At 35.1% G+C, this 13,921-nt stretch carries 9 protein-coding genes; 8 read left to right on the top strand and 1 reads right to left on the bottom strand.

The genetic code is table 11. From position 1 onward, the window contains the following. The 7 genes from ABJI11_RS14235 to rlmB form a co-directional block, all read left to right on the top strand. Positions 1-411 (top strand): SusD/RagB family nutrient-binding outer membrane lipoprotein (locus ABJI11_RS14235; protein WP_348353589.1); only part of this gene is annotated, 411 nt, incomplete at its 5' end. 353 nt (positions 412-764) lie between these two features. Beyond that, entirely contained in the window at positions 765-4,007 is a 3,243-nt protein-coding gene (locus ABJI11_RS14230; protein ID WP_348353586.1) for a SusC/RagA family TonB-linked outer membrane protein, read from the top strand. A 30-nt stretch (positions 4,008-4,037) separates the two neighbouring features. Beyond that, positions 4,038-5,714: a SusD/RagB family nutrient-binding outer membrane lipoprotein gene (locus ABJI11_RS14225; RefSeq protein ID WP_348353583.1), complete on the top strand. Its 1,677-nt coding sequence runs from the start codon at positions 4,038-4,040 to the stop codon at positions 5,712-5,714. A gap of 11 nt (positions 5,715-5,725) precedes the next feature. Next, a complete protein-coding gene (locus ABJI11_RS14220) occupies positions 5,726-6,592 on the top strand; it encodes a hypothetical protein (protein ID WP_348353580.1) in 867 nt (288 codons plus the stop codon). A 153-nt stretch (positions 6,593-6,745) separates the two neighbouring features. Continuing rightward, positions 6,746-10,048: an FG-GAP-like repeat-containing protein gene (locus ABJI11_RS14215; protein ID WP_348353577.1), complete on the top strand. Its 3,303-nt coding sequence runs from the start codon at positions 6,746-6,748 to the stop codon at positions 10,046-10,048. Between the two features lie 62 nt (positions 10,049-10,110). Continuing rightward, positions 10,111-10,857, top strand: a complete 747-nt coding sequence (locus ABJI11_RS14210) for a hypothetical protein (protein WP_348353574.1) — start codon at positions 10,111-10,113, stop codon at positions 10,855-10,857. A gap of 66 nt (positions 10,858-10,923) precedes the next feature. Next, the gene (rlmB, locus tag ABJI11_RS14205) at positions 10,924-11,658 is read left to right on the top strand and encodes a 23S rRNA (guanosine(2251)-2'-O)-methyltransferase RlmB (protein ID WP_348353571.1); all 735 of its coding nucleotides are present in this window, start codon (positions 10,924-10,926) and stop codon (positions 11,656-11,658) included. Positions 11,659-11,665: 7 nt separating this feature from the next. On the opposite strand, the gene ABJI11_RS14200 is transcribed toward rlmB, so the two are convergent. Continuing rightward, positions 11,666-12,412 carry a rhomboid family intramembrane serine protease gene (locus ABJI11_RS14200; protein WP_348353568.1) on the bottom strand — a complete coding sequence of 249 codons (747 nt, stop codon included), beginning with the start codon at positions 12,410-12,412 and terminating at the stop codon, positions 11,666-11,668. 138 nt (positions 12,413-12,550) lie between these two features. Between ABJI11_RS14200 and ABJI11_RS14195 the strand changes: the two genes are divergently transcribed. Next, entirely contained in the window at positions 12,551-13,828 is a 1,278-nt protein-coding gene (locus tag ABJI11_RS14195; protein WP_348353565.1) for a replication-associated recombination protein A, read from the top strand. The last annotated feature ends 93 nt before the right edge of the window (positions 13,829-13,921 follow it).

Raw genomic sequence — 13,921 nt, 5'->3', positions numbered from 1 at the left:
ATAGACCAAGCTGTAGATATGGCAACATATACCGAGTTAATGTTTGCAAAAGCAGAATGCCTTATTGCAACCGGTGGTTCACAAGCAGATATAAGTGCAGCTTACTTTGCTGGAATTGAAAGTTCATTTTCAAGTCTAGATCTAGACAATGAATATGCAACTTATATTGCTCAATCAGAAGTTTCACCTGCAACAATAACTATAGAAAATGTAATTTCTCAAAAATGGTTAGCTCTATATGCGAATCCAGAAGTTTATAGTGACTGGAGAAGAACTGGTTTACCTAACTTAACTCCTGTTAGTGGCTCAGCAATACCAACTAGGTTTTTATACCCACAGACAGAATTAGACCTTAATACAAATACACCAACGGTAACCATGTTTGAAAAAGTAGATTGGGACACTAATTAAAAAAAGGAGTTTCCAAAACATTAAAAAGCCTGTAAACTTCTTTACAGGCTTTTATATTAACAACATTTATCCTACATAAAACACCTTGTTAAAATCATCAAAACTATTTATAATGACATGTAAATTCCCATACAATTTTCGATCTGAATAAAATGCAGGTTTTTCTGAGTTTTTTTGAAGAATTGCGAATATGATAAAAAAAACCATGCTGAATTATATAACTTTAAATATGGATCATGTTTAATCTGTAACTCCTAATTTTACCACAAGGTCTTAAAGTTTTATTAAAATTCTCTTGCATTATTAACACATTATTGTGAAGTTTGTCTCTAGCTAATTCAAATAATTTAAAAATGAGAACAAAACTAAATGGATTGTTAACGCTACTTTTAGCGTTAGTTGTGCATATTTCTTTTGCACAGCAAAAAACAGTTTCCGGTACGGTTACTGATCAGGGAGGGCTTCCTTTGCCCGGAGTTAACATTGTAGTTGAAGGTACCACTACTGGTACGCAAACTGATTTTGATGGTAACTACTCTATTATGGCCTCACAAGGCGAAACATTATTATTCACTTACATCGGTCAGAAAGCTGTGAGAAAATCGGTTGGTGCCGGTAGCACAGTAAGCGTACAAATGGAAGAAGACGCACAAGCACTTGAAGAAGTGGTTGTTACCGCTCAAGGTATTAAGCGTGAGAAAAAAGCTTTAGGTTTTGCAGTTTCCTCTGTAGACGAAGAAGATTTAGAATCTCGTTCAGAAGGTGATGTTGCCCGTGTTTTATCAGGTAAAGCATCTGGTGTTCAGATTACTGCCGCTGGTGGTATGTCTGGTTCTGCAACTAACGTTGTAGTAAGGGGTTTAAGTTCCTTTAGTGGAAGTAACCAAGCACTTTTTGTTGTTGATGGGGTACCTTTTAGTAGTGATACCAATGCACAAGACACCAATGGTAGTGGTTCTAACTTCTTAACCGGTAACACTGGTTCTTCAAGATTTTTAGATTTAGACCCAAACAACATTGCAAAAATTGAAGTACTTAAAGGTCTTGCCGCTGCAACACTTTATGGTTCTCAAGGTAAAAACGGTGTAATCCTTATCACCACAAAAGCAGGTTCTGCAGTTGGTGGAAAAAAGAAAACGGAAATAACTGTTAATCAATCTTACTTTGTTAATGAATTTGCCTCATTACCAGATTACCAAGATGAATACGGTAATGGTTTTGACCAAGCATTTGGTTGGTTTTTTAGTAACTGGGGACCTAGTTTTGAAGAAAGTGGTCTTTCAGGCTGGGGAAGACAATCAGCTATTGACGAAAACGGAACGTTAGAGCATCCTTATAGCACTACGGCAGTAGCTGCGACAAGAGAAGCTTTCCCAGAATTCCAAGGTGCAAGATATGATTGGAAACCTTATGATTCTGTAGAAGACTACTTCAAACCAGGATCTGTAAGTTCTACATCTGTTAACATAAACGGTGCTTCTGAAGACGGAAACACAACGTTCAATGCAAACTTTGGTTATTTAGACGATGAGTCCTTTATACCTGGTAACGGTTTAACAAGAGCTAACGTTTCTATTGGTGGTAGATCTAAACTGTCAAATAAATTTACAGTATCTGGTGCTATGAACTACTCTAGAACAGATTACAATTCGCCTCCAATTGCAGCAAGTGAAGGTAACGGTACTACAGGTCTTTCTATTTTCGGTAATATTTACTTTACACCTCGAAGTGTTGACTTATTAGGTTTACCTTACCAAAACCCAATTGACGGATCTAGTGTCTACTATAGAAATGGTAACGATATCATTAACCCTCGTTGGACTGCAGCCAATGCAAAATACTCGCAGTTAACTACTCGTGTTTTCTGGAATGCATCTGTACAATATGATATTAACGATAATCTTAACATGACCTATAGAGCAGGTTTGGATTATTATAATGAAAGAAATGAGCAATACTCAAACAAGGGTGGTGTTGAATTTACAAGCGCTATTTTTGGTTTCTTAAATACATATGATAACAACAATACAATTTGGGATCATTATTTGGCATTAAATGGTAATTATGACTTATCCGAAAAATTAGGCATGTCCTTTAACGTTGGTGCTACCACAAGGTCTACTACATTTGATCAGTCTGGTGTTGCAAGTACAGGACAGATTGTATTTGACATACAAAGACATTTTAACTACGCTAACCAGTCTCCTATTCAGTATACTGAAAAAAGAAACATTGCAGGTCTTTTAGGTCAAGTTACATTAGACTATGACAACATGTTGTTCTTTACGGCTTCAACAAGAACTGACTGGGTATCTAACCTTACTACTGAAAACAACAGCCAAACATATCCAAGTGCAAGTGCTTCTTTCTTACCTACTGCCGCATGGCCTGGCATTAAGTCTGAAAAAGGTCTTAATTTCTTAAAGTTAAGAGCTGGTTTAGGTCAGTCTGCAACTTTCCCAACTGCTTACCCAACCATCAGTGTTGTTGAGCAAAACACACAAGTTTATGGCGAAGGTGGTGAAGTTACAACTAACCAAGTTGCTGGTTTTAAAGCAAATCCTGATTTGAAGCCAGAGCTTCTTTCTGAATTTGAAGTAGGTTTTGAATCTAAATTTTTAAGCAACAGAGTTTCTTTAGACTTCACTTATTTTGATAGAACTACAAAAGATCTTATTGTAAGAGAACCTCTTTCTCCATCAACAGGTTTTACGTTCACACAAAGTAATGTTGGTAAAATAGAAGGTGACGGTATTGAAATTGACTTAGGTGTTGATTGGATCAGAAGTGATGAACCAAGCGGTTTTAACTGGAATACTAGAGCTAACTTTACTAAAAATAAATTTATTGTAACAGAGCAAGAGCAAGACATTATTATTTATGCTGGTAGTTCAACTTTATCAGTTGGTGGTAACGCAGCAATAAAAGGTGAGCAATTAGGTGTTATTGTAGGTGATGCAATCGCAAGAGATGCTGATGGTAATTTCTTAGTTGATGATGGTGGTGATTATGTTACTACAGAGGTTGATGCTAATGGAAACGTACCAATTATTGGTAATCCAAACCCTGACTATATCATGAACATTATAAACTCTCTTTCTTACAAGAATTGGAATTTAGGATTTCAAATTAGCCATACAAAAGGTGGTGATATTGTTTCTAATACAATTGGTACTTTATTAGGTAGAGGTTTAATTACTGAAACTTTAGATAGAGAAAACACATATATTTTACCTGGTGTTTCTCAAAGTACAGGTGAAGTAAACAATAAGCAGATCAACAACTCTACTTACTACTTCAACAATATCTTATTCGGCCCAACTGAATTAAAGGTATATGATGCATCTGTAGTTCGTTTACAGGAACTTTCATTAGGATACACTTTCCCTGCAAAAGCATTAGAAAGAACTCCATTCGGATCACTAACGATAACTGCTCAAGGATTCAACTTATGGTATGACGCTTATAACACGCCAGAGGGTGCCAATTTTGACCCTAACATTCAAGGTGCTGGTGTAGGTAACTCTCAAGGTTTTGACTTTATTAACGGTCCAAGTTCTAGAAGATATGGTGTTAGTATTAAAGCATCCTTTTAAAAATTGCTAATCTTAATTAATAGAAATATTATGAAAAAAATAATTAAATATATAACCGTTGTTTTAACCGCAGGAGTGCTATTGAACTCTTGTGAAACAACAGATCTAGATCTTAGGACTAGCCCTAATGACCTTGCTGCAGATCAAGCAGACCCAAATTTGCTTTTGAATTCAATTCAACTTGCATACGTAGCAAATATGTACACGATTAACGATATAGGTTCTGAATTAACTAGAATCGATTATATGCTTGGTCGTAACTATTTCAATACTTATCCAGGTAATACTTTTGATGATATCTGGGAACGTCTTTACAGTAGTACAGATGGTAATGGTGATGTTTTCACTTCAGATGTAGATTTAGGTATTTTTCCAAACGTTGCAAATCTTAAGACTATAGACGCTGGAAGTGATACCGACTATACTTTCCACATTGCTGTTGGACAGACCTTAAAAGCTCACATGCTTTTATTATTGGTTGATTATCTTGGAAAAGCAACTTTAAGTGAAGCTGGTAACCCAGTTGACTTTCCTGCTCCATTACTAGATGATGGACAAGATGTTTATACAGGAGCCTTAGCTTTATTGACTGAAGCAGAAGCATTATTCGCTGCTGACCCATCTACACAAGGTGCTGATGATTTTTTCTACGGTGGAGATACAGAAAATTGGATAAAGCTTATTAATACTATAAGATTAAAAGCTGCTGTTACAACAGGTGACGCTAGTTCATTTAATTCAATTATTGCAGCTGGTGATTATATCACTGAAACAGCTGATGATTTTCAATGGCAATATGGCACAAGAGAATTACAACCAGACACACGCCACCCTGATTATCAAGATGATTATACTACTAGTGGAGCAAACCTTTACCAGAACAACTGGTTGATGAATAATATGCTAGAGAGAAATGACCCTAGAATTAGATACTACTTCTACCGTCAAGAAGGAGCAACACCAGGTGCTGCAGGTGAACCTGCAAATGAAGAGCTACTTGCATGTTCATTGGCAATACCTCCTGCACATTATGCAGGTTATATTTATTGTTCTGTACCTAATGGCTATTGGGGTAGATCTCACGGTAATAATGAAGGAACACCACCAGATGGTTTTCAAAAAACTGCAGTAGGTGTATACCCAGCAGGTGGACGTTTTGATGATAGTAGTTTTGATGTTGTTGGTCTTGGTCTAGGTGGCGGAGGCGGAGGTATTGAGCCTATCTTCTTAGCTTCATATGTTGATTTTTGGCAAGCTGAAATGGCTGCTACACCAGCAGCAAAAGCAATTTTCTTAGAGTCTGCTATGACAAAGTCGATAGCTAAGGTTCAAGGGTTTGGTTCTTTAGATTCTGGTGCAGATTTATCTGTAGCACCTTCAGAAACTGAGGTTACAACCTATATCGATAACACTATAGCTGACTATTTAGCAGCTTCAGGAGATGATCAAACAAACATTTTATCTGAACAGTATTGGATCGCTCTTTACGGTGGTGGTGTTGAGGCATTCAACTATTACAGAAGAACAGGTTTCCCTACAACATTGGCTCCAAACTGGGAATTAAATCCAGGTTCATTTCCAAGATCATTTTTATACCCTCAGACAGAGGTTATTACAAACCCAAATGTTTCGCAGAAATCTGATTTATCAACTCAAGTATTTTGGGATACTAATCCAGCCGGACCAGCTTTCCCATCTGCTAACTAAAAATTAAGAAAATGAAAATAAACAATAAAATATTAGGCGCTATTATAGGTGTTTCCTCGCTACTAATAACATCATGTGATGACGGCGATAAAGTTATTGATGAAGTATTTGCAGAAACTACAAGAGGAGCTGTATTAAGAACTATCGAATCTGGTGGTGTTTTTGACCGATTCGATACCACTACTAGTTTTGGATTTACTTTTGAAGAACAAGACTATGAAGATGGTGATTTATTAGAAAAATTTGATTTATATATCAGCTTTGATGATAACACTGAAGCTAATGGCGATTCTACTGTAGATGAAATATTAATTCAGACATATTTACCTACAGATTTTACAGATGGAGAATTTGGTTTACCAAGAGCTAGTTATGAAACTACGTTAGCCAATGCTTTATCTTTATTAGGTTTGGTAGAAGGTGATTTTGATGGTGGTGACGCTATTCAGTTTCGTTTAATCTTAACCCTAACAGATGGCAGAACCTTTACAAATGATGATAGTACAGGTACCATTACAGGTTCATTTTTTAATGCACCTTACTTCTACAATCCAGTAATTAAATGTATTCCACCTTCACCTGTTGCAGGTGAATACACTATTGATTTAGTTGATAGTTATGGAGATGGATGGAACGGTGCATCTATAGATGTTGTAATCGATGGCGTAGCCTCTTCTTATACTATTGAAGACGGTGGCGCAGGAACAGCGACATTTACAGTTCCTGAAGGAACAACAGAATTTACATTAGAATTTGTATCTGGTGCATTTGATTCTGAAGTAACTTATGAAATCACTGCTCCAACTGGAGAAACAGCGATATCAGACGGACCAAGTCCAGCGATAGGGTCTATTACTTTAAATATCTGTAACGGGTAGTCTAAGTAATACATAATTTATACTATAGCTGCCTTATTCAATTAGGGCAGCTATTTTTTTTTAAATAAAGTTAAATAATCCCCTATGTCATATTCCTCTAGAATCAAAAACAAAAATACAATCATAAAAAGTTTAGCAGGCTCATGTATATTTATGATAATATCCTGCTCTGAAAACAAAAAAGACACCTTAACTGAAGTTTCTGACCATCAATCTAAGGGCATTGCAATTTTTGAAAGCATCCCTAGTAAGGCCAGCAACATCTATTTCAGTAATGATCTTGTTGAAAATATGGAAACCTATGATAATGTTTTTAATTTCGATTATTTCTACAATGGTGCAGGCGTAGGTGTCGAAGACATAAATAATGATGGTCTATTAGATATATTTTTTTCAGGAAACCAAGTAGAAAACAAGCTCTACATAAACAAAGGAAACCTTGAATTTGAGGACATTTCTGAATCATCAGGAATCAATATTAACAAAAAATGGTGTAACGGTGTAACCTTCGTAGATATCAATAATGATGGTTGGCAAGACATCTATGTTTCTCAAGGGGGACCCAACAATAGAAGTAATAGAAACAACCTATTATACATTAACAACCAAGATAAAACATTCACCGAAAAAGCAAAAGAATATGGATTAGACGATCCAGGTATTTCGACACAAACAGCATTTTTTGATTACGACAAGGATGGTGATCTTGACTGCATAGTAATGAATGAAAATGAATTATACGGACTAGACCCTATTTCTCTACTTAAAGCGGTGAATACATCAACAGAAACAAAATACTTTAACAGCAGTCACTTTTACAAGAATGAAAACGGCAAATACATTGACATCACCAAAGAAGCAGGTTTAGAAAATCCAATATTTGGTTTAGGCTTGTGTGTGTCTGATATTAATAAAGATGGTTATTTAGACATCTATATTTCTAGTGATTATTACCTACCAGACGCTATATATATTAACAACCAAAATGGCGGTTTTAAAAATTCAGTAAAAGATTTAGTACAGCAAGTATCATTTTATGGTATGGGTTTAGATATTGCCGATATCAATAATGATCAATTACAAGATATATTTGTTTTAGATATGGCATCGAATGACCATTTTAGAGCAAAAACACTTATGGCTTCCATGAGTACTGAAAGATTCAACTATTTAACAACTACAGCTGGTTTTCAATACCAATACATGTTCAATTCACTTCAATTGAATTTAGACAATAACCACTACTCTAACATATCTCAACTAACATCTATGGCAAGCTCAGATTGGAGTTGGTCTGTATTAATGTCAGATTATGACAACGACGGATTAAAGGATGTTTTCATAACCAATGGTTACCGTAAATATGCCTTAGATAATGATTTTCAAAACAAGGTTTATAGTACTAAGGTAAAATATAAGGGTAACATACCAAATGCCATAAAACAGCAATTATATGACGAAATGCCCTCCGAGAGCTTAAGCAACTTAATGTACAAAAACCATGGAAATCTCAATTTTGAAGAAACCAGCCATAAATGGGGTTTAGAAGAACTTACCTTTAGTAACGGGGCTGCGCAAGCAGATTTAGACAATGATGGTGATTTAGATCTAATTATCAATAATATAGACCAGCAAGCGCTACTTTACAAAAACAATAGTATAGAAAATGAAGTCGGAAACTTTTTAAAAATTAAAATTGATGACCAAAATAAAGAGTCATTTGCAAGAGTAACCATTTCACATGACAGCAAAAATCAGTTTGAAGAAATCAAGAGAGTAAGAGGTTACATGTCTTCTCAAGAAAATTCTGCTCATTTTGGAATTGGAAATTCTACAAATATAGACACTGTAAAAATTGAATGGCCAAGTGGAAAAGTAGCTTATCAATTTAATGTTAAACCAAATTCAATACTAACTTTTTCAGAGAATAACGCCAAACCTATTTCTAGTAAACCGTCTTTTGAAAAAAACTCCTTTTTTATTGCTAAAAACGAACAAGACTATCCATTAGATTTTAGCCATAAAGAAACAAGTTATGATGACTTTGCACAAGAAATTCTTTTGCCATACAAACAATCTAACACCGGACCATTTATGGCTAAAGGTGACATTAATGGTGACGGAAAAGAAGATCTTTATGTAGGTGGCGGATCCGGTCAATCAGGAACATTATATATACAAACCCAAAATGGCTTTACGAACAGAACACAAAAATCATTTCAATTAGACGAAGGTAAAGAAGACGCAGAATCAGTGTTTTTTGATTTTGACAATGATAACGACCTCGATCTTTATGTAGTTAGTGGAGGTAATGAATATGGCGAAAGTTCTTCTTATTACGCTGATAGATTATATCTAAACGACGGTAAAGGTAATTTCGAAAAATTAGAAATACCAGTTTTACAAGCATTTCCAAAAAGTGGTAAATCTGTTACAATTATTGATTTTGACAAAGATGGAGATAATGATGTTTTAGTAGGCAATAGAATTATACCGCACAATTACCCAATGCATAGTGCATCTATACTTTATGAAAATGATAATGGAGTTTTAAAAAATGTAACCAATATTATTGTTCCTGAGCTAGAAGACTTTGGATTAATAAACAGTATAATTACAACAGATTTCAATAATGACGGTTGGCAAGATTTCATTGCCGTAGGTGAATGGACACCTATTGGCATGTTTGAAAATAAAAATGGAAAATTTGAACGCCTTGCTACTGATGACCCATCTCTAAATACTAAGGGTTGGTGGTTCAAAATAAAAGAAACTGATTTAAATAATGATGGAAATAAGGATTACATAGTAGGCAATGTAGGCAGAAACATAAAGTTTACGGCAAGTAAAGAAAAACCTTTTAAAATCTTTGCTAATGACTTTGATAACGACGGTATCAATGATGTGGTATTAAGTAAAAAATATCATGAGGCATATGTACCGGTAAGAGGAAGAGAATGTTCATCGCAACAAATGCCCTTTATAAAAGACAAATTTGCAACCTATAATGATTTTGCGCAAGCCACTATGGAAGATATCTATGGTGAAAAATTAAAAGATTCATATTCAAATGAAGCTACAGAATTTAGTTCCATTCTACTGCTAAACAAAGGAAATAATAAGTTTGAAAAAATTATATTACCTAATGAATCTCAATTATTTCCAACTTTGGCCATATCAGTATTTGATTTAAATAATGACGGTTTTGAAGATTGCGTTATTTCAGGAAATATATACGAAACAGAAGTAGAAACACCAAGGTTAGATGCCATTTCTGGTCTAGCCTTAATTTCTAACGGCAAGGATGGATATACACCATCTACTATGGAGAAAACAGGTTTATACCTAAAAGGAAATGTAAAGAGTATGGAATCGATAAAATTTAATAACCAGACCTTATTAGTTACTGGTTTTAACAATGATAAATTAAGAACTTTCGAATTAACAAAAAATTAAACATACTGAATATAAGAGGTTTAAAAATTATTTTTAAATTAAACCTCTTAAATAACCACACCATGAAAAAATTCTTATTATTAGCTATTACCGCAGTAGCAAGTACAACTTTACAAGCTCAATATTCAGGTCAGGTACCCACTAATATGGGAGGAGCTAGCCAAAATGCGGTAGCAGGTGCTGCTATATCAAACTTTTTGGGTCCTGTTAACGAGGCTTATCAAAAAAGGCGAGAAATAGATTTAGACAAATTTCAAGGCTCCCCGTACACTTCTAATACATTTGCCCCAACAATCTTAAAATATAACGATGAAGTCGTAGGTAATATATATTATAGATACAATGCCTTAAATGAAGAAATTGAGATTAAAAAAACAGCTTCTGAAGAAGAGGCCTACCAAGCTTTAGTTAAAGATAAAGAAATCAGCTTACTTATCAATGCCAAACCTTTAAGTTTTAAAACTTTCGTAACTGAGAAAAATGCTACTTTAAATGGGTATTTATCTCTTATCCAAAAAGGTAGTACGTATGATTTATACGAGAGAACACTTGTCAAGTTTACCGAAGGACAACCAGCACAAAACTCTTTCGTCGCAGCTGTACCAAGCAGGTTTACAAAATTTACAGAATTCTACTTTCAAAAAAATGGAGTAAATAGAATTGACCAGGCTCCTCAAAAGAACAAAAAACTCATTAAGTTAGTCGATGAATCTAAAAGAGAAAGTCTAAAGCTATTTTTAAAAGAAAATAATCTGAACATTAAAGATGAAGCAGATTTAATAAAAGTTTTCGACTATTTAAATAGCTAAAACTTTTAATCTTAATATTTAAAACCGCTCAACAATAGTTGGGCGGTTTTTATTTACCTTTGCCCCATGCAAAAAACCACTCAAATTTATGGCTTAAGAGCCATTATAGAAGCTGTCAATTCAAATGAAGAGATAGACAAGGTATTTCTACAAAAAGGTCTTAAAGGCGACCTTATGAAAGAATTGGAAGGTTTATTGCGCCGTAATGAAATCAACATGGTCTATGTACCTATTGAAAAGTTGAACAGACTTACAAAAAACAACCACCAGGGTGCTGTTGCCAACATCTCCCCTATCGCATTTCATACACTTGAGGATTTGGTGGAGAAGGCTAGCGAAAAAGAAGGACCTGCTTTATTTTTATTATTGGATCAACTTTCTGATGTACGTAATTTTGGGGCAATCATTAGAACTGCTGAATGTACTGGAGTAGACGGAATCATTGTTCAAAAGAAAGGAGCCGCTCCTGTAACCGCAGATACGATTAAAACCTCTGCAGGTGCCGCTTACAGAGTTCCTATTGCTAAGGTTGATCATTTAAAAGATGCCGTTTTCTATTTACAGGCTTCAGATATTAAAATTGTGTCGGCTACTGAAAAAACAGAAGATTCTGTTTACGACGTTCCTTTCACTAATTCCATAGCTATTGTAATGGGTGCAGAAGATCGTGGTATAACCCCTTCTATTCTAAAAGCATCTGATTATAGAGCCAAGCTTCCTTTACTTGGAGAGATTGAATCGTTAAATGTTTCCGTTGCTTGTGCGGTATTTTTATACGAAGCGGTTCGCCAACGTCTGTAACTACAGATTATTTATCTAAATCAGTTTTAGAACTTTTCTTGAAGATGTAATTGTATTGAAAACCTTCTTCCTCTTCATATTCTTCTTCAATGGGTAGTTCCCTGAAATTTCCGTTTTCATCGAAATGTTGTAAGAACAAGTCGTCTTCCTCTTTAAAGCCGTCTTTTTCCCAATCATATTTTTTAGTTGGAGGAATTTTTGCTTTCATCATTTTTGCAAGAAACAATCCGGTCATAAAACCACTCAAATGTCCTTCCCAAGACATTCCTTCCTTAACCGGAAATATATACCAGAGCATGCTTCCGTATATAAAAACAACAATTAAAGAAAGTGCCACTAGCCTAAAATGGGAACTAAATATTCCTTTAAAAAAAATAAAGCTTGCCAAGACATAAATGAGTCCGCTTGCACCAATATGATAAGATGTTCTACCAATTAGCCAAGTCATAAATCCGGATAATAGAATACCATACAAAACCACCTTCCAAGCAACATCCTTATAAAAATACCAAAGCGCTGTAAGCAATACGGCTAAAGCAATTGTATTGTTATATAAGTGCTCTAATGAACCGTGAATAAACGGACTAAATACCACTCCGCGTAACCCCAAAAGTGTTCTTGGCATTACCCCCATTTCATTAAGGTTCACACCAAAAAGTAGTTCTACCCAATACACGCACCATATGACTATCATAGCAAATAGCGGAATAGCCAGCACTTTATTAGAAAACTTAAAATGTCCCATTTCTGACATGAGCTTGTTTTTATATATAGCTTACAATTATACTACCAACGTTTACTAATTGGTCATATTGTCACTCCAATCCTTACTTAACAATCAATTAGCAACATACTTTTCTCTTCTCTTTTCAGATTATCATACTTTTGTAACATGAACGAACCTTTAGCAGAACGCGTACGCCCTAAAACCTTAGACGAGTATATTAGTCAGCACCATTTAGTGGGTGAAAAGGGCTCGCTAACGAATCAGATTAAAAAAGGTATTATTCCTTCACTTATTCTCTGGGGACCTCCAGGAACGGGTAAAACAACTTTAGCAAATATTATAGCAGAGCAAAGTAAAAGACCTTTTTATGTTCTTAGCGCAATTAACAGTGGTGTTAAAGATATTCGTGAAGTTATAGATAAAGCAAAACAAGCAGGAGGGTTGTTCACGGCTAAAAATCCTATTCTATTTATAGATGAGATACACCGTTTTAGCAAATCTCAACAAGACTCTCTTTTGGCTGCTGTTGAAAAAGGATGGGTAACATTAATTGGGGCAACCACAGAAAACCCAAGTTTTGAAGTAATACCCGCACTACTCTCTCGTTGTCAGGTCTATATATTAAATGCCTTTGGAAAAGCAGATTTAGAGAACTTGATCAAAAGGGCAATGGAAAAAGACTCGTTGCTAAAATCAAAAAAAATAGAACTTAAAGAAACGGAAGCTTTATTACGTATATCCGGAGGTGATGGCAGAAAATTATTGAACGTTTTTGAATTGGTCGTTAATTCTGAGGAAAGTGATACTATTATTATTACAGACGAGTTAGTGCTTTCTAAAGTTCAAAAAAATACAGTCCTCTATGATAAAACTGGCGAACAACATTACGATATTGTATCTGCATTTATAAAATCTATACGTGGTAGTGACCCCAACGGTGCGGTGTATTGGCTAGCGAGAATGATTGAAGGTGGTGAAGACGTAAAATTCATTGCACGAAGAATGCTTATTTCTGCCTCTGAAGATATTGGTTTAGCAAACCCAACCGCTCTGGTGATGGCAAATACAACTTTTCAAGCAGTAACTTCTATTGGTTATCCAGAAGCCCGCATAGTGTTAAGTCAGTGTGCAATTTACTTAGCAACCTCAGCAAAAAGCAACGCAAGTTATATGGCGATAGGGAAAGCGCAACAGGCAGTAAAACAAACAGGGAATTTAACCGTACCACTTCCATTAAGAAATGCACCTACTAAATTGATGAAAGATCTGGGTTACGGACAAGAATATAAATATGCCCATGATTACCAAAACAACTTTGTGGATGCCGAGTTTCTACCCGATGAAATCACCGGAACTACGTTCTACAAACCAGGAAATAATGCCAGGGAAAAAGCCCTTAGCGATTTTATAAAAAATAGATGGAAAACGAAATATGATTTTTAGAATTTGATATGTAGTTCCTCTTGAACCAATTTATCATTCTCATAATATTCAAATATCCAATTACCATCTTTTTGATAGACCATACCATTTTTG

It is taken from the genome of Maribacter sp. (genome assembly GCF_039968975.1).
GTDB lineage: Bacteria > Bacteroidota > Bacteroidia > Flavobacteriales > Flavobacteriaceae > Maribacter.
The sequence above is the reverse complement of the archived record's forward strand: the minus strand, read 5'-3'. Positions and strand labels throughout refer to the sequence as shown.